The organism is Bacillus sp. 5mfcol3.1 (genome assembly GCF_900114335.1).
GTDB classification, from domain to species: Bacteria; Bacillota; Bacilli; order Bacillales; family Bacillaceae_G; genus Bacillus_A; species Bacillus_A thuringiensis_S.
Genome location: NZ_FOST01000003.1, coordinates 195,014 through 216,064, shown reverse-complemented (window position 1 = coordinate 216,064; position 21,051 = coordinate 195,014). Strand labels below are relative to the sequence as shown.

The window sequence follows — 21,051 nt, the reverse complement described above, 5'->3', positions numbered from 1 at the left end:
GCTATTATATAGTAGAAGCTGGATGAATAGCAACGGTTGATTACTATTCATCCCTTTTCTATCTTGAATAAAATGTACGTTTTTAACGAAATAATATTATATAGAAGCATATTTCATAATGAACAGAGATATGAAAGATGAAAAATTCGCAAAATATAAAGATGTGATGGACAAATTTATTAAATAAGAAGAATCCCCTTTTAAAAGGGGATTCTTTACTTTCTTTTACTTAATTTTTTCGTATAATTCTTCATTTTATTCGTTAACCCTATTAACGCAGGTATCAATATTGGCATCACAATAATAGCTAATAATAACAGTGCAACACCAACAACAGATGCTACTTGTATAAGCGTCAATACACCTGAAGGGATTAATGCAGCAAATGTACCACCTAAAATAAGTGCCGCTGATAATACGACTCCTCCTATGTGACGAGATGCATTTACAATTTTCGTTGCTGGGTCCCCCTCTAGCTCATTGTATCTCATCATTACGAAAATGCTATAATCCACACCTAAAGCGACTATCATTATAAAACTAAAGAATGGTACATTCCAGCTCAATGACTCTACGTTTAGTATGTGTGTACTAATTTGTTCACTTATACCAAGTGATGCAAAATAAGCTAATATTAAAGATCCAATAATGAAGATTGTATTTAAAAATGACCGTGTAATAACGAGTAATACAACCGCAATTCCAATTAACATAATTGTAGCTGTACGTAAGAAATCTTGGCCCGTTACTTCTTTTAAATCAACGTTTCTTGCTGTTGTACCGCCGATCGCTTTTTTTGTTGATTTTAATTCTGTACCATTTAATGTACCGTCTATCGTTTTATTAATTTCTTCAATGATTGGCATCGCTTCTTTTGAATACGGATTTACGTCTAAAATGATTGTCATTTTAGCAGTCTTTCTATCATGTGACATGTACGTATTCAATGCTTTTTGGAAATCTTCTCCCTCTAAAACTTCTTTTGGAATATAAAATTTCTCAGAGCTTTTTGATTCATTCAATTCTCCTAAATATTTCTGAGCATCCCCTAGTCCGTTACTTATCTTTTCGAGCCCTTCTGTACTTTTAGATAATCCTGATTGTAATTGCCCCATCTGTTCTTGCAAGTCTTTCAGCCCGGTTAATAACTGGCCTTGCCCATCATTTATTTTTGTTAATCCGGTTTGTAACTCAGATGACTTGTTCGCAATTTGTTTAGAACCTGAAGCACCTTCATCTAATCCATTTTTAAGATCAGCTGCTCCTTTTTGTAATTTAGTAACTCCATTGTTCATTTCTTTTAAACCGTTATCCACTTTCAATAACGATTGATTCGCTTCTTTAAATGAGCCCATCGCCGCTTTATGATGCGTTGCTAATTGATTTAATTCATTTGAAAGCACACCTAATTGCTTCTGAGCCTCTTTAGCAATTCCTATCGTTTGTAGTATGTTCGGATCATTTGCTAATTCTGGTTTCGTTTGAATAAAATTGGTCATTAACACTTCAATTTGTTCATAACCTTTTTTCGCACCATCAATTGCTTGAGAAATACTTCCAAAGTATTGATCGTAAGAGCTTAAACCTTTTTCTAACTGTGCATAACCAGCATGAAGTTGTGAAGTTGCATTAGATAAAACATTTATATTTTCATTTACTGAAGTTAATCCACCCTCAATTTGTTGCGCACCTTGTGCTCCGTCATTTATACCACTTGATAGTTGATGTAAAGCTGTTCCTAATGCCGTTACACCGTTTTTCGCTTCGTTTGTTCCATCAATTAACTTTTGAACGTTTGCAAGACTATTTGAGTCTTTACTACCCATTTTATCTTTCGCAGCAGTTAACCCATCATTAATGTCCTTTATACCACCATTGGCATCTCCTAACCCCGTATTTAGTTCTCCAGCTTGTTTATTTATATATAGTTCTTTTATCCTTTCCCCAGTTGGACGCGTCGGTGAATATACTTCTGACACACCTTTCACTTTCAAAATCTTATCAGTTAGTTCATCTAAAGTTTGAAGAGAACTCGCCTCGTCTAACTTGTTATCCGATTGAATGACTAACGTACTTGGTGAAGAAAAACCAGGTGGAAAATGTTCTTCTATTACGTTAATCCCCTTTTTCGATTCATATTTATTATCTACTTCAAATAAATCATTGTAATTTAGTGTGTTAGAATATTTCATTAGGAAAGGAATCGATATCACAAATACAATGATTAAAGCTGCGAATGGTCTTACTACTGAGTTTTTCGCAAGAAATCCCCATAAACGACTATCCTCATGACCTTTAAATGTTTTTACTGGATAAAACATTCCTTTTCCTAAAAGCACCATAAAAAATGTATTTAACGTAGTTAATACGAGTAATAATACTGCGACACCAATTGCTACGGCTGAAGTAGATTGATATAATTTAAAACTCGCTAAAGCAAGAGATGCAAAACCAATTAGTACTGCTATCCCACTATATAAAACGGTTTTCCCTGCCGATTTAAACGTTTCTTTCGTAGCTAAAAATGAATTTTCTTGTTTACTTAATTCTTCCTTAAACCTTGTATATAATAAAATGTTATAGTCTGTTCCAACCCCAAACAGGACAACAACTACAAACACTTGTGTAAAGTTAGAAAACGGAAAATTAAATTGATCTACTAGATGGGCAATAATCCCCATTGAAACTAAATATGATACACCCACTGTAAGCAGAGAAACGATTGGAACAATTGGTGAACGAAATACAATGATTAATACAACTAAAATGAAAATGATAGAAATAACTTCTGTCTTTTTCACTCCCTCTTGAGAGGATGTAAGAAAATCACCCGCTATTAAATCACTTCCTGTTAAGTACGTTTTAACTCCCTTCGGTTTAATTTTATTATGAAGCCCATTTGCAATTTTTGATATTTCACCATGTTTTTTATCTACAGAAATTTGCGTTAAAATGGTCGTATTGTCTTTAGATATCAATTGTTTTTCCAAGTCTTTATTATCTAAATGTGAAACAACTTCCTTAATTCCTAATTGCTCTTTTTCATTTTGTAAAGCGTTGATTGTTTTTATTATTTCATCTTTTTGCTCAGTTGTTAAAGCTGCTTTACTTCCACTATTAAAAACAGCTATAACATCATATTTTTCTGTCCCGTCTTTATCCATCTCTCTTATCATTTTGTCAGCGATACTACTTTGCTCTGTATTCGGAATCGTAATATGCCCTTTTTCTTTCACTAATTTATCCATATTAGGCATCGTTACGATCATTGTAATAGTAATAACTATCCATAATAGAAAAGATAAACTTCTCCAATTTTTTAGCTTACTCATTTTAATCATCTCCCGTTTTGAAAGTATAATGTTAGTTCCGGAATGAATATTCATTCCTATTATTTTGAAACTATTTTTAGGAATGAACGTTCATTCCTATCATTCTATTGATTTATTCTATAGACCCTATTAAACTAATCTTTTCCGGAATGAATGTTCATTCCTTTGGTTGCACAAATACCCTCTCCTACTTTCATTTTTTAAATCTATTTAGGAATGAATATTCATTCCTGTCCTTATAAAGCTATAGAATCAAATGATTCTAATAGCATTCCAAGAGCTTTCTTCCAATTCTTTTACTAACTCTTTCGAGTATTCTAATTGCCCTGTTGCAATTACTTTCGTTAATGCTTCTAGCGGCTGATATACAATAATAATTAAAGCAACTGGAGGCAATGGACGAAGAAAACCTTTTGCGATTCCATCTTCAATAATATTCATAAAGAAGCCTATAAAATCGTCAAATATTTTCTTACTTTGTTCATCAAGAAAATAACTGTCACAGTGAGAATTTGTAAATAAAAAAGCGTCCACATTGTTTCTCGCAAATTCAAATAAACGGTTGTACGTATGACTAAACTGTTCACGAATATTTGCTTCAACAGGAAAATCTGTTTTTATCATTTCAGAAAGCTCTAACATACTTTTTGAAAATAATGAGTTAACTAGTGCCTCTTTATTTTCAAAATAGCGATAAATAGTACCCGCACCGACTTTTGCCTTTTCAGCGATCATTGGAATTGTCGTACCATCGTAACCACGCTCTGCAAAAAGTTGCATCGCAGCATCAAAAATATCCTCTTGTTTGTTTTTAGCCATTTTTTCCACCTCTATTTTTAGGAATGAAAATTCATTCCGTTTTTAATTATAAATTACAAGGACTAAAAGTCAAGTGCGTAACTACGTATAGTTGCAATTTTAATCCCTTGTTTGTGAATCAATTTATATCAGCGGTTTTTAGAATACATCCACTTACCGACAAAAACGAGAACCAAAGAGAAAACCGTCCCAAATTTTGTTTGGGACAGCCCCATTTCCTATTTAAAGCTTAAAAGAAATCATAAATAAAAGCTTTACGTACTGGAACTATATTCTCAAATGCTTGTATTTCCTCTTCGCTTCCGCTAATGAATTCTAGTTCATTAAGTTCTAACGGACGCTTGTAGCCAAACATTATTGTAGATAATGCGTTAATATCCAGCTTAATTCCTTTATCTATTGTTTCCTCTTTCATAATTGTTATTTCATGATTCGCAAGCCTCACTGATACGTTGTTCCACGGAGCAAATGCGTCTGTAATGTGTAGAATCACTTCTTGCTGTACATTGTTCCAGCTCAACTCATATTGTTTTAAGAACTGCTCTACATCTACAATTCTTCCCATAAAATATGGTTTTATTTCTGTCTTCACGCGTGGCTCTTGCAATGAATATAGCAACGGTTCGTTTTCACTTACTGTCATTTCAAGTTCTTTAATCATAGAATCATGCTGGCAAATAAAGTTCCACAGACCATTTCGTGCTTCATTATGCAGTGGTACAAATTCTTCTACTGTCATTTTATAGTTTTCTATTTTGTATAACATGTAACCGGCTGCCTTTTTATTTTCATCATAGTAAATCGCTAATGTTAAATCATCATAAACCGCTTGAAACCACCAGTTCTTCTCTCGAACTAACATACCTGAAAAACGTTCTGCAAATGCTTCATAGAGCTTCTCGACTTCTTCTGGATGATTTTCTTTATTGAAACGTTTCACAGTGCCATTTACTTGTTTTTTCATCACTAAATCGCTCTTAGTCATATGACATGTGACTAAATTCGCACAAAGTTCCCAGCCGTATTTACGGTAAAATGAAACCGCAAATGGATGTAACATAGAGACTGTATAGCCATCTTTTTTCATCGTTTGAAGTGAATATTGAAGTAGCTCTTTTACATACCCACTTCTTCTATACTCAGGATACGTCGCTACCCCTGCAACGCCACCCATTTTAAATTTTTCTTTACCTATGTAAATATGAAACGGAATAAGATGTAGTTTTGCTGCTAAGTCTTCCCCTTCCATAATGCCGTATATTTCATGACTTTCCTTCATCTTTGTAAGTTGCTGCTGTAATCGTTCCTCATCTACTTTATATTGAAAAGCGTATTCTGATAAACATAATGCTTCTCTGAACTTATCTTCTTTTAATTGTATGACATTCATATAATTCTCCTCCATTCCCTGTTTGAATTGTATCACAATTCTTTCTATTGTAGTTCGGTAAGTGAAATTAGAAAGACGTTTTAACAAAAAAAGCAGATACATCACGTATCTGCTTTCCATCCTTATTATTTAGCTAACTTTTGAAGTTCATCAAAGAATGTAGGATATGATACACCTACTGCTTCTGCATCTTCAATAATTGTTTTTCCTTCTGCCAGGCAGCCAGCAATCGCAAGCATCATTCCGATGCGATGATCACCATAACTATTTACTGTATTGCCTTTTAGAGCTGATTTTCCGTAAATGATCATGCCGTCATCAGTTGCTTCTATGCGAGCTCCTAGTTTCGTTAACTCAGCAACGACTGTATCAATACGATTTGTTTCTTTTACTTTTAATTCGTGTGCATCTTTAATTACTGTAATTCCTTCCGCTTGCGTTGCCGCTAATGCGATTACAGGAATCTCATCGATTAATCTAGGGATAATATCTCCGCCAATTTCAATTCCTTTTAATGAAGATGTTTCAATTGTAATATTTGCAGCTGGTTCTGATGCCCCTTCGTTAATTAGATCTACAGTGAACGTAGCACCCATTTTCTCTAAAACATCAATAATACCTGTACGAGTTGGATTCATTCCTACATTTTGTAATACTAGTTTACTATTTGGGATGATTGCACCTGCTACTAAGAAAAATGCTGCTGATGATACGTCACCTGGCACTTGAATGTCTGTTGCTGTTAATTTTTGTCCACCTGACAGCTTCACTGTTTTCCCTTCGCGAGTTACTTTAACACCAAATGCTTCAAGCATTCTTTCCGTATGGTCGCGTGAAATATGTGGTTCTGTAACAGCTGTTACACCTTCTGCACGAAGACCTGCAAGTAAAATAGCTGACTTTACTTGTGCACTTGCAACAGGAGAAATATATTCAATTGCTTTTAAATCTCCGCCACGTATTGTTAGCGGTGTAAATGTTCCTTCTTCTCTGCCGTCAATGTTTGCACCCATTTGTTTTAATGGGTTTGTTACACGCTTCATCGGTCTTTTTGCGATTGACTCATCACCTTGTACGCAAGAGAAAAATGGTGTGTTAGCTAATATACCTGACATTAATCGAATTGTTGTACCAGAATTACCAACATCTAATACAGCTTTCGGTTCCTGTAAACCTTCTAATCCTTTACCAACTACAGTAACTTCATCACCGTTTTGCGTAATTTCTACTCCCATTTCTTTAAAACATGAAATCGTACTTAAACAGTCTGCACCGGGCAAGAAACCTTTAATTGTTGTTTTCCCTTCTGCAATCGAACCGAACATAACAGCACGGTGTGAAATGGATTTATCACCTGGGATTGTAATATTGCCATTCAATCCGTTATTAACAGGTTGTATTGTTCTTTCTTTCACGTTTTTCACCTTCTCATTTAAATTGTTTCATAAGTTTGGTATTCTTCTTCTCCAAGCGCTAGCTTTGCTTTCATACGATCTTCTTCCCTTTGGAAACTAATACGTAATACCCCAAGCAGTCCTTCACGCGCTTCTAATATTTGCAAGTTCGTAATACTAATTTCCTCGCGCGCTAAAATACTCGTAATATGAGCCAATGCCCCCACCTTATCTAATACATCAACGTATAAGTCGTGATAGGCAGGAATTGCACCACTCTTTCTTACTGGTAAAGAATCACGGTATTCTTTCGCATCTGCAAAATAGTTTTGAATCTCGCCTGCATCTCCGGTAGAAACTGTCTTATATAAACCTTCCATTTCAGAGATCCACTCTTTTAATAATACCATTAAATGCTCTCGATTTTGCTTTACAATATCACTCCACATTTTAGGACTACTAGATGCGATACGTGTAATGTCTTTGAAACCTCCAGCAGCGAGTTGATGAATGAGCGGATTATCTCCTGCATGTTTCTCAACTTGCTTTACTAAACCTGCTGCGATAAGATGCGGGAAATGACTAACAATCCCTGTTACATAATCATGTTCTTCTGTATTTAAAACAAGAAAATGAGATCCTGTTCCTTTTAACCATACTTTAAGGTCTTCCACTTGTTCATTTGGTATATGATTCATCGGTGTTAAAATGTAAAATGCATTTTCAAATACATGCGCCTTTGCGCTTTCAACTCCCGTTTTATGAGAACCCGCCATCGGATGTCCCCCAATGAAAGAAACTTCCTTTGAAAATAAAGTTTCCGCTTCGTTCATAATAGACCCTTTTGTACTACCAACATCAGTCACTATAACATCTTCTCGTAAACGGAATGACGCAAGTTTGTGTAATAGCTTCTTCGTTTCTTCAACTGGAGAAGCAAAAACAATTAAATGTGCCTCTTCACATGCACGCTGTAAATCAACTGCTATTTCATCTACTACGTGTAATTCTTTTGCACGCTCTACTTGCTCTTGAAATATATCGTACCCTGTTATCGTTACATCGTGCTCTTTCTTAATTGCTAAGGCGAGAGAGCCTCCTATTAAACCTGTTCCAATTAATACTACCTTTTTACGCATTTGTCTCATCTCGAGACTTACTTTTTTTGTTTTCAAAGTGTTGTTTTAACACTGAAATCACTCCTTCATTTTGCTCCCTTGTTCCAACTGTAATACGGACACCATTTGGGAATGGACGAATAATAAACCCTGCATGTGCACAAGCTTCATAAATCTCTCCAGCATTCTCTACCGGTAAGAAGATGAAATTAGTTTGTGACGAATAAAATGGTATTTCGTTTTCCTTACAGAAACTCTCGTATTGCTGTAATCCTTCTGTATTCACGTGAACTATTTCTTCAATAAACTCGTTATCACCAAAAGCAATCGTCGCTGCTTTTTGCGCTAATGAAGATACGTTAAATGGTAAACGTACGACATTTAATTTCTCAATTAGCTCTTCCTGTCCGATCGTATATCCAACGCGGAAAGAAGCTAATCCGTATGCTTTAGAAAACGTTCTAAGTACAAGAATGTTTTTATGTTTTTCTAAAAGCGGTAATGTCTCAGGGAAATCTTTTGCTGTTACGTATTCATAGTACGCTTCATCAATGACAATTAACGTATTTTCACTAATGCCTTCAATAAATTGAGTTAATTTTTGCTCATTCACATATGTGCCCGTCGGGTTGTTCGGATTACAAATCCATACGATTTTCGTATTATTATTTACCGCTGACAAAATTTCGTCTAAATCGTATACACCATTATTTAAAGGAATTTCTTTCACTTCACAGCCTTCAATAATCGCATGATGACGGTATTGCGGGAATGTTGCACCTGCTGTTACAATGTTATCTCCCGCTCGTAATACGGCGCGACTTATTATTTGAATGATTTCATCTAAACCACTACCACAAAGTACTTGTTCCATTTGCACATGCAACTTATCCGCGATTGTTTGACGGAGCGTCGTAGCACCTCCGTCAGGATATAAAGCATGTTCCAACCAAGATTTTTGCAACTCTTCTAAAACTTTCGGTGAACAACCGAATGGATTTTCATTCGATGCTAATTTCACAAACGAATGATCTCCGTACACTTCTTTCATTTGTTCTGGTGATTTACCTGGTTTATATGGTTGTAATGATGATAGTTGATCTTTTACTTGCACGTTAAACCCACCTTTTTATTAAAATTCTTTTGCGTAGTTATTGTGTTGCATAATGTTTTGTTTTAATAATTCCATACGATCTTTTCCGAATTGTTCGACTAGTGCATCTGCAAGTTCCCATGCTACAACAGATTCAGCTACTACACCCGCTGCTGGTACTGCGCAACTATCAGATCTTTCAATACTCGCTTGGAATGCTTCCTTCGTATCAATATCAACGCTTGCTAACGGTTTGTATAATGTAGGAATTGGCTTCATAACGCCTCTTACGACAATTGGCATACCTGTTGTCATACCGCCTTCTAAACCGCCGGCATTATTCGTTTTTCTCGTGTATCCTTTTTCTTCATCCCACAGAATTTCATCATGCACTTTACTTCCTGGTTGTCTTGCCGCTTCAAAACCTACGCCAATTTCAGCACCTTTAAATGCATTTATACTCATAATTGCACCAGCAAGTTTTGCATCTAATTTACGATCGTAATGAACGTAACTACCAACGCCAATTGGCATACCTTCTGCAATAACTTCCACAATACCACCGATTGAATCTCCGCTACTTTTTGCGTTGTCAATCGCATCCATCATTTCTTGCTCTACTTCTTTATCTAAACATCGAACTGGTGAGTTTTCAGTTATCGTTTGAATTTCTTCAATCGGTAAGTTTGAAATATGTTTTGCTTTTACTCCACCAATTTCAAGAACATGTCCTGCAATTTTTACGCCTAATTCGCTTAAAATTTGTTTTGCAACTGCACCAGCAGCTACACGAACTGTCGTTTCTCTTGCAGATGAGCGCTCTAATACGTTTCTTATATCACGATGACCATATTTAATTGCTCCATTTAAATCCGCATGTCCTGGACGTGGTTTTGTAATTGTACGTTTCATGTCTTTACTTTCTTTTTCAGAAATTGGCTCAGCACCCATTACTTTCGTCCAATGTTTGAAATCATCATTTTTTACGATTAACGTAATCGGTGATCCAAGTGTCATCCCGTGACGAACACCACTTACAATTTCAACTGTATCTGTTTCAATTTGCATGCGTCTTCCGCGTCCATGACCTTTTTGTCTTCTTAATAATTCTTTATTAATATGTTCCGCCGTAAGTGTCAAACCTGCTGGTACACCTTCTAAAATAACTGTTAACTGCGGTCCATGTGATTCTCCAGCTGTAATGTATCTCATTTCTCTTGCCCCTTTACTATTTTTTTGTACAAAAAAGTCCCTACTGAGCGCTCAGTAGGGACGATGTTTATCGCGGTACCACCCTAGTTGTAGACAACTGTCGTCTACCTCTCTTCTTCTTTAACGATCGTTTGACCGTCTTCCCCTCCATAAGTTGTCGAGAAAGATGCTCCAAGGCTGTAATTCATGCTTACCTTTGTACTGATTCACACCAGCCATCAGCTCTCTTTAACAGTGAGATAAGCACTACTGTTTCCTCTTCAACGCATATATAATATGGAATTAAGATAATTTATTTTTGAAACCTTTTAACTCATCCATGAATCTATGGAATTCTGGAATGTCCATTTGTTGTGCAGAATCTGACAATGCAACTGCTGGATCTGGATGAACTTCAGCCATTACTGCATCTGCGCCAATTGCAAGTGCCGCTTTCGCTGTTGGTAATAATAAATCTCTGCGTCCAGTTGAATGTGTTACATCAACGATAACTGGTAAATGTGTTTCTTTCTTTAAAATTGGTACTGCAGAAATGTCTAATGTGTTACGTGTTGCTCTTTCGTATGTGCGGATACCACGCTCACAAAGAATAATTTGATCGTTACCTTGCGCAATGATGTATTCCGCTGCATTAATGAACTCATCAATTGTTGCTGCTAATCCACGTTTTAATAATACTGGTTTGTTAACTTTACCTACAGCTCGTAATAAATCGAAGTTTTGCATGTTACGTGCGCCAACTTGAATTACATCAACGTAGTCTAATGCCATTTCAACATCGTTCGGATTTAAAATTTCACTAATAATTGCTAAGTCGAACTCGTCTGCTACTTGGCGTAAAATTTGTAGTCCTTCTACTCCTAAACCTTGGAAATCGTATGGAGATGTTCTCGGTTTGAATGCACCACCGCGCATTAATTTTAAGCCTTGGTCTTTCATCGCTTGCCCTACTTGACGAACTTGCTCTAAGCTTTCTACTGCACAAGGTCCCATGATGAACGTTTGTGTTCCGTTTCCAATCAATTCACCTTTTACATCAACGATTGTATTTTCTTGTTTCTTTTTACGTGATACTAGTAACGCTTTACGGTTATCATCTTCTTGTAACTCTAAGCTTGCTTTGAAAATCGTTTTGAAAATATGTTGAACTGTTGATGTTTCGAATGGTCCTTCGTTATGCTCTGCGATCATATCAAGTACTTCACGCTCACGTACTGGATCAAAGCGTTTCGTACCTTGTACTTGCTTTTGTTCTCCAATTTTTTGAACGATTTCACCACGTTTGTTTAAAAGGTGTAATAGTTGTAAGTTAATTTCATCTACCTGTTTACGTAATTGATCTAATTCATGATTTGCCATTTGGAAATCCTCCTCTAATGTTTTAAAAGTATAGTAAGAGAATAAAAGATTCTCTATTTTCTGAACTGGTTAATTATACAAATTTATAGTGGAATCGATACCTCTTCTTATTTTAAACTAATAATTCGTACAAAGACATGAACTACTAGTTAAAAAGCCACTTTTTTGTACAAAAAAGCCCTACTGATCCAATCAGTAGGGACGATATTTATCGCGGTACCACCCTAGTTGTAGACTTCTTTCGTCTACCTCTCTTCATTGTTAACGATCATCTGACCGTCTTTCCCTTCATAAAGACAATACTATCTTTACTACGAAAAAGATGCTCCAGGACTGTAATTCGCTCTTGTTTTTGTACTGGTTCGCACCAACCACCAGCTCTCTGTTACAGGGAAACAACAACTACTGCTTTTCCTTTCAATGCATGACTATTTTATTTTCAAGTTGGACCACTAAAATACAAAAAGTCCCTACTGAATAAATCAGTAGGGACGATATTTATCGCGGTACCACCCTAGTTGTAGACTAACTTTCTGTCTACCTCTCTTCACTGTTAACGATCAATTGACCGCTTTTTCCTCATAAAGACAAACTATCTTTATTACGAAAAAGATGCTCCAAGACTGTAATTCATGATTATCCCTGTACTGGTTCACACCAACCACCAGCTCTCTGTTACAGTAAGACTAACCACTACTGTGATCTCTTCATTGCACTTTGTTTATTCAAATGTTTTTGAAATTGAATAAGTATGATTCGTATTATAGAACGCTTTTCAAAACACTGTCAACAACTTTTTATATATTTTTTAAAATTCCACTTTCGTCCTATAATTCTTCTTGTAAATCACCCATTACAATTCCTATGCGAATTATTTCATTTTCTAGTAAATGTAAAACATATTCCTCTACTCCATACTGAACTAATAATTCTTTTATTTTTATGATTTCTTTTTCAAATAAAACGGCTTCTTGACATGTTTGTAGTAAAATAAAAAACACATTTGCAAACATTTCTTTATGCGCTTTCATACTTTCTTTCTTATGAAGCATTTCAATCAATAACTGCTTCATTTCCTCACCTGTACATTTACCATTTACACTTGAAAATGCACGAGACATAATACATAATCCTTTTTCTAATATTTCATCCATGTATAAAATAATACGTAAAAGCATTACATATTCTCTCGCTGTTATCTCACCCATTTTTGGTCGTTCTCGCAAAAATACACTGAGCCAAGCTGTCCAAAATTTTTGTTGTTCTTTTACACTTAATGTTTTGACGTAATAGCATAAAAACTGCATAAATTTAATTTTATTTTCTTCATTTTCTAATACGAGTAAAGGGTATAACCAATCTGTTTTTTGCTCCCAATATAGTACACATTTAATAAATACAAAGCTAAGCCACTTCAAGAAAGCTTCCCTCGTATGCGGATGTAATACTTCCAAATGTTCTATCGCATACTTAATAAAACGCTTCATTTCTGTAAATAAAGGTAAATTTATTTGCGTGTAACATAAACCAGCCCATGCATATTCCGTAATTTCATTTTGTTTTTTTAAATCTAAGTATGGTAACAAATATTTTCGGCACCATTGCTTTTCAATATGATATAGAAATGTAATATCTGCTATTAAACGAGCAAACATAAAGTTTGTTCGTACTGAATTAACTCTTACTTGTTCTTCAAATAAAAATAAATATTCATATACATTACGATCGTATAAATGATCATATGATAACAACTTTAATAATACAGCCGTCATTTTTCCAACAGGATGCTGAATTGATTCATTGTAAAAATCTTGTTTTCCAAGCTTAAAATCCGTATCACTCTTCATAACTTGAGGAAACACTGAAAAAGCAAAGCGTTTTACAACACGTATACTATTCTCTTCTAACTCTTCTAGTCGATTACTAATTTCATATAGAAAACTACTAATTAACCAATGAAAAGCAGTATTTCTAACAAATTTCTGCAATAACGGAATAATTTTTTGGATTTGATCATTTGTCAATCCTCTGTTATTTCGCCATTCTCTAATACAAACAAACCATACTTCATTACTTATTTCTTGCACTCCTACTAATTGATATGCGAATGAAATACTCCACTCCGTATTCAATTTACATGCTTTTGATAACATCTCTAAAAAATGGCGTTGTTCAAAAACACCATCTTGCGAAAATTGCCGAACTTGCTTCATAATTTCAACATCTTTCAGCTGCAATAATCCGTCAGCTGTTACATTACAAGTAATGCTTTGCGCTGTATCCTCTTTCTTTTGTACACTGTATTGTTCAGAATGAAAATGAGGATGCTTTTGCTTCATTAACTCATACCCATTTGCCGTAGATGGACTATTTGAATCACACTTGAATAATAAGTCTAATACGAGACATGCATCAAATACTCTCTCTTCTGTAAGACGCTTTATTACAGTTCGAGTGACTTCTTCTTTTGTTTTTTCCAAACAATTTGCATAATAACTTTTTAAAAGTTGGAAAACTTCGTGTTTATAAGTGAAATCTAAAAGAAGTCCTTCATGTAACAACCATTTCATTTTGTCATCTACACGAACAAAAATATTTTTATTCATCGCATCAATTGCAATTCGCTTTTGAAGTACACTATTCGCTTCTATCATTTCTGTAATATAATAATCCGCTTTTTTCTCATTGTTTTCACATAAATAAGTTAGACACTCTTTTACAATTTGTATTAAAAATGCAAGATCATTTTGATGAAACTCTTTTTCTACATCTTCCGTATTTCTTTTTTTCAGTGCCGTTTGTCTTAATGACAACATTCTCAATTTTTCTAATCCAATCATCATAATTGGAACAGCATAATAGGCGATATATGGCCTCATCTTTTCATTCCAAATTTGCTCCACATGAGAAAATGTTGATACTGGTAAGCGACTCGATTCCTCGAGTTCTATTGCTTCTTGCGTATCATTTCCCCATTTTCTTACACGTTTCAACTTCAGCTTTCCGTCTAAAATAAAAGTTAGTAACAATAACGCAATTTCCTTATGCTCAGGAAAAGAACATTTTTGCAGTAACTTAGAAATCTTTTCTATAGAGCTACTATCTTTTTCAGCAGTTTCTAATAAAAGGAGTGTCCACCTGGCAAACAACAATGGGTCCATCTTACTCTTCGTTTCGTTTAAGTAGTTACAAATTGTTCTCCATAATAACGGTGATATTTTAGAATAGTTTTTATAAATTAATTGAAATAATTCTATCTGATGACTAAAAAGAAATTGTTCCACTAACCATTCTGCAAGTAATTCATCTACTTCATTATAGTTTGGCGTAAGCATAAACAAATTTTGTAATTTACCTTCTGCTTCTAACCATTCGACCCATTCATAATCGTGAGCAAATTCCACAAAGTAACGAACTGTTTCAATTTTTTTAATTGATTGCTTTATGTATGATAATTGTTCCTGTTCTACTGACGGGGGAACCGTTACAATATCCCGAATACGCATTCTTTTCGTAATATAATTATCACCCATTAATTCCGCCCAGCGTTTTACCGCTTTTACGAGGGATTGATGATTATTCACTTTATTCGGATACACAATCGGTCTTATCCCCAAATGTTCCCAGTGGTACGTATTTTCTCCTTGTGCGACGAAAGCAAATCGTCTTGTACTTGGTGGTAAACCAGTTGCTAAATATTTCATTACTGGGTCATTATGACTATATCCAACGAATAAAACGGTGTAATTTGAGAATAGATCGACTAAAAATCTTCTCGCCCACCCTTCCGTTAAGTAAGCCCTTCCAAAATCACCGTCTGTTAAAATTAAAGCCTCTTTCTCCTGTTCTACATTACCATGTATATAAGCAAGACCTTTAAAAGCTCTCCCAGTCGGTAAAGCTGGAGCGTAATAAACATTGATATCTCTATTTATTTCTTTAATTGCAGTTGTAAAATGTTGATCAAAATTTGTTGTTACAATGCGGATATCTGTATCTAAAGGAAATAACCTTGGAATTGCATAATGTAATGGATTCGGTTTTGATTTCTCTATATGAACAAGATCTCTTGCGACTTGATGTACATCTTTTGTTTTCGCAATTTTACCAAGATAATAATCATGTGGTTCTGTTATTTCACGCTTTTCGACATATAACGTTTTTGCAATTTCATCAACTAAATCATCAAAATTTGGTAAGTTTGATTTCCCTTTCATAGAAACTCCCGCTCCAACAAATAACACTAACTTTCCTTGCTCAATGTGATCAATTAACTCATCTGGAATTTCTACTTCTGAAGTAATCCACATCCTGGATTCCCCCTTACCTAAAAATGTCATACACTCTCATTTTACTATAACATTTTTTCGTTATTTTTATAATATTTAGACTAAATTCCGAACATGAAAAAGTTTTATGTAAATAAATCCGTTACAATGTATGAACTCCAGAATTTATTGCAAAACTATGTATAAATCGGAGGTGTAAATTTTGAATGATTTCACAGTAGTGCTTATCAAGTTTATATCGTGCATTATCGCATTTAGCATTGGGCTTGCTTTATTTTTCCCTGCAACGTTTGTTCAAATTATTTCATTCAGTCTCTTTGTTACAATCGTATCCTACATGTTCGTTGATAAAATTATTTTAAATCGAATTGGCAATACTGGTGCCATTATGTCGGATTTCTTATTAACATATTTAAGCGTATGGATTTTCGGTAATATTTTATTAGACAACTATATGCAAATTGCATGGGGCAGTATCCTTTCTGCCATCGTCTTCACTTTATCTGAAGTAATCGTTCATCGCTTCTCTAACTCTCATACAAGGCACAACAATGATAACATTCGTATTAATCGCCGCTTTGCATATGGTACGGAGTTTGCTGAAGAACAAAATATATTGGATAAAGACAAGAAGAAGTAACATTTTAATGCAGGAGCGCCCTTTTTAATTATGTGGTGCTCCTTTTTTGTATATTTTTATTATGGTACGTGAAATTATATAAACGATTATTTCAAAATATCGACTTACCAACAATATTTGACGCTATTTTTCTAATAAAAAAACTGCCTCTTATTTAGAGGCAGCCACTTTCAAGTCTTTTAATGCAACAACATCCGCAAACGCTCCCAATACTGCGTTATGATGTTTCACAATATCTTCAGCACGTAACACTTCTGCATCAAATGTACTATGCGCATCACTAACTAACGTTACTTTATATCCTTCACTACATGCTCTGCGCGTTGTCGTATCTACACAATACTCTGTTTGCATTCCCGAAAGAATAACGTGTTCAATTCCTTTCTCTTGTAACACTTCGCTTAAGTTTGTCTTATGGAATGAATCTGGCGTCGTCTTTTCAACAATATCATCCCCTTCTTGCGGAGCGATTGTTGCATGGATTCGCCATCCATCCGTACCTTTTTCTAACGGATGGTCTTTAGGACCGTTATGTTGGACATAAATAACTGGAATATCATTTGAACGACATTCCCCAATAAGCTCTTGCAATGTTTGTAAAAATTTTTCCCCATTATGTACTGGCATTCCAGCTGTATACATACCGGCTTGCACATCAATTACGATTAATGCTTTTTTCATTTCACACAGCTCCCTTCGTTTATATAAGCCATTGCATATTCATTATAATTGTTTGTATTCCATCATCCAACAATCTTCTAGTTCCCCCTCATGCAGCTCATGTTCCTTTAAAATCTTTACTTTTTTAAATCCGCATTTTTCATAACACTTTATCGCTCGTTCATTATTTACTTTCGGATCCATTGCGATTGCTTCTGCTCCCATTTCACCCATAATGTATGTAATTGCTGCCTGAACGAGTTTTTGTCCAATTCCTTTTCCCCAATAGACTGGTTCACCGATAAATTGATCCATTCCCCATACATTTTGTGATTCTTTATAGCCATATATCGCTTTCCACTCTGAATCAACTGGGTACATTTGTATGTAACCAATCGGAACGGTATCAAATTCTATTAAACATCTATTTTCATTACTGTTTGGATTATGCATAAAATGATCAAGCACCTTTTCTACAGATTGCGGATTATCTCGCCCTTCGTAATACCGCAGGACTGCTGGGTCCGTTAACCATTTAGAAATGATAGCTGCATCATTTTCCATTACGTATCTAATCAATAAACCTTCTTTTTGAAAAAGCATATTATACCTCTATTATTCCTTTATATTTTTTCTTGATGTTACATCTTTCATTGCACCTACTAATGCATATGGTAGTAATGTAATCGCAAAAAATGCTGTAAATACGTTAAATTGCGGGATTGTATAGAGTGTGAACCATTCAGTGAAAAATTGAGAATTTAATATTCTATTAAAAAACTCTCCGCCTGGCCTAAAGTTTGGTGCCCACGCAGTTATTTCACACAAAATAAACAGTAACTGAACAATAAAAAATGCCCCTAGATAACGAAACCAAGTCCGTTTCCATATAGGTTGTGCATTTTTTAATATATCCCCCATCTAATCCCCTCCTTAAATATCCATCATATTAATTATACACTTTCCTCACTTTATTTGTTAAAATTTTCTATATAATTAATACCGTTGGGGGAATACATTATGTCTAAACCTATACTTACATCCACTTTAATCATTCTTAGAGGAAACTCCGCAAGTGGTAAAACAACGATTGCAAAGCAACTACAAGAACATTTCGGACAAGGTACACTTTTAGTATCACAGGATGTTGTGCGTAGAGATATGCTTAGAGTACACGACACAATGGGTAATTTATCACATGATTTACTATTTGAAATTACAAAGTACGGAAAAGGAAAATGTGAATTTGTTATTTTAGAAGGTATATTGGACAGTCGCAGGTATGGTGAGATGTTAAAAGAATTAATTCGTTATTTTGATGAAAATGCATTTACATATTATTTTGATTTATCATTAGAGGAAACTATTAGACGACATAACACAAGGGACAAACGATATGAATTTGGTGAAGATTCCCTCCAAAAATGGTATAATCCGCACGATACAATTGAGGTTGCCAGAGAAACTATTTTTACAGATAACTTTACGCAAAAAGATATATTTGATGCGATTCTTAATGATGTTGCGATACAAAAACAAGACTAATATAATATGTTAGTCTTGTTATGTACTTTGTGTTTCCGTTTTTATAATTGAACAATCTTTACATAAATAATAGTATATATTCATTTCCCCAAACTGGAAATCAACTACTGAAATAAGTTCACGTTCCTCGATATCTTGTGTAATTGTAGCAACATACTTCATCTCTTTAGAACAAGTTGGACACGCCAAATGCTCTGGAAGATCCGCATATAATGGTGCCCCTAATAATCTACATACATATTCAGAACCGAACAAGTCAAAAGCTTCCCAGTAACTATCTTCATCTGTAGGTATATCTTCATTTTTCATATTTATAAGCTTTACCGTTGTTTTTGGTAATGAAACTGGTAACTTATCTTCCTCTTCCATTATCCATTCTTCTGTATTTTGCTGCTTTATGATTTGAACTGTTTTACCTCCATCACTTAACTGAAAATATTGCGGTTCCCACACCATCGCGCAGTTCAAGCATGAAACGAATGGTAAAATATTTAGTTCATTACTTTTAAGTTCAGCAAGTCTCCCATCTTTTAAATCAAAACAGAGAATTTGATGCATCTTCTCACCGCATAACTTACATACTGGCAAATTACAATCTTGACCGCCAAAGTAATGATTATATGAACCTCTTCCTTCAATTACTCTATACCCTTTCCGCTCATTACAATGTGCGCCATATAATTCTATTGTCATATTCTATCCTCGCCTTTATAAGAATGATTCACAAAATGATAATAATTAAGACTAAAAAACATCGTCTTCCTGAATAGTTTCCATAATAAATTCTTTTAAACTCGGAGATATTTCTTCCATTTCGTCATCCGCGTGATACCAAATATATATTTTATCATCCATTTTTCCATTATTTATTTTAAAGCACAATTTATCCCCTGAACCATCGTCACCAATTATGATAAGATTTTCTGGTATAGACTCATCTCTCATGTCAATGTTTTGTCTAACAATATCATCCCAAGTTTTCGTTACATTTCTATTATCTTTAATCGGATATAGTATCCATTCCCCTATTTCAGCATTATTAACTAATTTAATAAGATCCCTATATTGATTTGGGAAAGCAGCACCTAGCTTTTCTTCCGTTTCTTTTATTTGCAACTCCAATACACCTTGTTTCTTTGTTTCAATATATTCTCTTACTTCTTTCATGAAATACACCTATCCTTTGAACTTAATTACACTATTATGAGTGAAAGTGTTTAGTAAACGATTTGATCCGATTTATATATTTCATTATACGTTAACCCTTCGTTTTCAACATACTATTCTTCTCTACTTCTCAATAACCTTCTGTTCTACTTCCTTACCTCATTCTTAATAGTTTTTCTAAACATGAGACAATTTTTATGTTTTATTACAGGTTTATTAATAAGTCATTTAAAAATCCTATTATACTTCCACTAAAAAAATAAAAGCCAGCCTCAATAAAGAGAACTGACTTCTATTTGGATCATTATAGTTACTATAAAATTTTTACTTTAACAGTTTTTCTTCCCCAATTCATAGCTTTACTTTTTGACCCCATTAATACATCAATACGATTACCTTTAATTGCGCTTCCAGTATCACCAGCGATAGCTTCTCCATAACCTTCTACCCATACTTTAGATCCTAATGGGATTACTTTCGGATCAACTGCGATAATTCTCATATTCGGATTTGCCGTTAAATCATGCCCCATCGCAGTTAAAACGCGTCCACCATATGTACCATTTTCACTTGGATCAGCAGTATACGCTGTCGCTACTACCGTTAATTCACGTTTAGCAGACTGTATATTGTTTTGTGATACTTCTTTCGCTCTCTCTTCTTCTTTAGCCTTTGCTATTTCTCTTGCTTTTTCTTCTTCCTTAGCTTTTGCTATTTCTCTTGCTTTTTCTTCTTCTTTAGCTTTTGCTTTTGCTATTTCTCTTGCTCTCTCTTCTTCTTTAGCTTTTGCTATTTCTTTTGCTTTTGCTATTTCTTTTGCTTTTGCTATTTCTTTTGCTTTCTCTTCTTCTTTAGCTCTTGCTATTTCTCTTGCTTTCTCTTCTTCTTTAGCTTTTGCTATTTCTTGCGCTTTTTCTTCTTCTTTAGCTTTTACTTCTTCTTTAGGCTTTACCATTTCTTGCGCTTTCGGTTCTTCTTTAACTTTTACTTCTTCTTTGACTTTTGCCTCTTCTTTAGGCTTTACTATTTCTTG

17 protein-coding genes and 3 other annotated features are annotated in these 21,051 nt (G+C 34.6%); of the genes, 2 read left to right on the top strand and 15 right to left on the bottom strand.

The window, feature by feature from the left end; all coding sequences use genetic code 11:
- Positions 1 to 215: 215 nt before the first annotated feature.
- The 9 genes from BM089_RS19215 to BM089_RS19170 all read right to left on the bottom strand — a co-directional run bounded on the left by BM089_RS19215 (position 216) and on the right by BM089_RS19170 (position 16,027).
- Complete coding sequence (locus BM089_RS19215; RefSeq protein ID WP_139213295.1) at positions 216 to 3,332, bottom strand: MMPL family transporter; 3,117 nt, start codon at positions 3,330 to 3,332, stop codon at positions 216 to 218.
- 252 nt (positions 3,333 to 3,584) lie between these two features.
- A complete protein-coding gene (locus BM089_RS19210) occupies positions 3,585 to 4,151 on the bottom strand; it encodes a TetR/AcrR family transcriptional regulator (RefSeq protein WP_001107300.1) in 567 nt (188 codons plus the stop codon).
- 229 nt (positions 4,152 to 4,380) lie between these two features.
- A complete protein-coding gene (locus BM089_RS19205) occupies positions 4,381 to 5,541 on the bottom strand; it encodes a GNAT family N-acetyltransferase (RefSeq protein ID WP_001100911.1) in 1,161 nt (386 codons plus the stop codon).
- A 125-nt stretch (positions 5,542 to 5,666) separates the two neighbouring features.
- The gene (gene aroA / locus BM089_RS19200) at positions 5,667 to 6,956 is read right to left on the bottom strand and encodes a 3-phosphoshikimate 1-carboxyvinyltransferase (RefSeq protein ID WP_000664630.1); all 1,290 of its coding nucleotides are present in this window, start codon (positions 6,954 to 6,956) and stop codon (positions 5,667 to 5,669) included.
- Positions 6,957 to 6,973: 17 nt separating this feature from the next.
- The gene (gene tyrA, locus BM089_RS19195) at positions 6,974 to 8,074 is read right to left on the bottom strand and encodes a prephenate dehydrogenase (protein WP_090977744.1); all 1,101 of its coding nucleotides are present in this window, start codon (positions 8,072 to 8,074) and stop codon (positions 6,974 to 6,976) included.
- Positions 8,067 to 9,167 (bottom strand): histidinol-phosphate transaminase, encoded by a 1,101-nt coding sequence (gene hisC, locus BM089_RS19190; protein WP_090977742.1) that lies wholly within the window; start codon positions 9,165 to 9,167, stop codon positions 8,067 to 8,069. The genes tyrA and hisC overlap by 8 nt, the downstream gene beginning before the upstream one ends.
- Before the next feature lie 18 nt (positions 9,168 to 9,185).
- Positions 9,186 to 10,358, bottom strand: coding sequence for a chorismate synthase (gene aroC / locus BM089_RS19185; protein WP_001269431.1), 1,173 nt, complete (start codon positions 10,356 to 10,358; stop codon positions 9,186 to 9,188).
- 53 nt (positions 10,359 to 10,411) lie between these two features.
- Positions 10,412 to 10,631, bottom strand: a binding site (T-box leader).
- A gap of 9 nt (positions 10,632 to 10,640) precedes the next feature.
- Positions 10,641 to 11,717, bottom strand: coding sequence for a bifunctional 3-deoxy-7-phosphoheptulonate synthase/chorismate mutase (locus BM089_RS19175; protein ID WP_001273575.1), 1,077 nt, complete (start codon positions 11,715 to 11,717; stop codon positions 10,641 to 10,643).
- Between the two features lie 194 nt (positions 11,718 to 11,911).
- Positions 11,912 to 12,147, bottom strand: a binding site (T-box leader).
- Positions 12,148 to 12,201: 54 nt separating this feature from the next.
- Positions 12,202 to 12,437, bottom strand: a binding site (T-box leader).
- A 107-nt stretch (positions 12,438 to 12,544) separates the two neighbouring features.
- Positions 12,545 to 16,027, bottom strand: a complete 3,483-nt coding sequence (locus tag BM089_RS19170; RefSeq protein WP_139213294.1) for a DUF4020 domain-containing protein — start codon at positions 16,025 to 16,027, stop codon at positions 12,545 to 12,547.
- A gap of 181 nt (positions 16,028 to 16,208) precedes the next feature.
- Here BM089_RS19170 and BM089_RS19165 point away from each other — a divergent pair, with 181 nt between their 5' ends.
- Positions 16,209 to 16,646, top strand: a complete 438-nt coding sequence (locus BM089_RS19165; RefSeq protein WP_000997702.1) for a YndM family protein — start codon at positions 16,209 to 16,211, stop codon at positions 16,644 to 16,646.
- 150 nt (positions 16,647 to 16,796) lie between these two features.
- On the opposite strand, the gene BM089_RS19155 is transcribed toward BM089_RS19165, so the two are convergent.
- The 3 genes from BM089_RS19155 to BM089_RS19145 are packed head-to-tail and all read right to left on the bottom strand — an operon-like array spanning position 16,797 to position 18,227.
- Complete coding sequence (locus BM089_RS19155) at positions 16,797 to 17,327, bottom strand: cysteine hydrolase family protein (RefSeq protein ID WP_016081173.1); 531 nt, start codon at positions 17,325 to 17,327, stop codon at positions 16,797 to 16,799.
- A gap of 42 nt (positions 17,328 to 17,369) precedes the next feature.
- Complete coding sequence (locus BM089_RS19150) at positions 17,370 to 17,909, bottom strand: GNAT family N-acetyltransferase (RefSeq protein WP_000898784.1); 540 nt, start codon at positions 17,907 to 17,909, stop codon at positions 17,370 to 17,372.
- Positions 17,910 to 17,921: 12 nt separating this feature from the next.
- Positions 17,922 to 18,227, bottom strand: a complete 306-nt coding sequence (locus tag BM089_RS19145) for a YfzA family protein (protein WP_000502339.1) — start codon at positions 18,225 to 18,227, stop codon at positions 17,922 to 17,924.
- A 99-nt stretch (positions 18,228 to 18,326) separates the two neighbouring features.
- On the opposite strand from BM089_RS19145, the gene BM089_RS19140 reads away from it, so the two are divergent.
- Positions 18,327 to 18,851, top strand: a complete 525-nt coding sequence (locus tag BM089_RS19140) for a kinase (protein WP_074625439.1) — start codon at positions 18,327 to 18,329, stop codon at positions 18,849 to 18,851.
- 18 nt (positions 18,852 to 18,869) lie between these two features.
- Here the strand turns inward: BM089_RS19140 and BM089_RS30690 are convergent, their stop codons facing one another.
- The 3 genes from BM089_RS30690 to BM089_RS19125 form a co-directional block, all read right to left on the bottom strand.
- Positions 18,870 to 19,544 carry a hypothetical protein gene (locus tag BM089_RS30690; RefSeq protein WP_000151352.1) on the bottom strand — a complete coding sequence of 225 codons (675 nt, stop codon included), beginning with the start codon at positions 19,542 to 19,544 and terminating at the stop codon, positions 18,870 to 18,872.
- Positions 19,545 to 19,595: 51 nt separating this feature from the next.
- A complete protein-coding gene (locus BM089_RS19130; RefSeq protein ID WP_000665935.1) occupies positions 19,596 to 20,018 on the bottom strand; it encodes an SMI1/KNR4 family protein in 423 nt (140 codons plus the stop codon).
- Between the two features lie 313 nt (positions 20,019 to 20,331).
- The coding region (locus BM089_RS19125) for a 3D domain-containing protein (RefSeq protein WP_175495695.1) at positions 20,332 to 21,051 on the bottom strand (720 nt) is incomplete at its 5' end.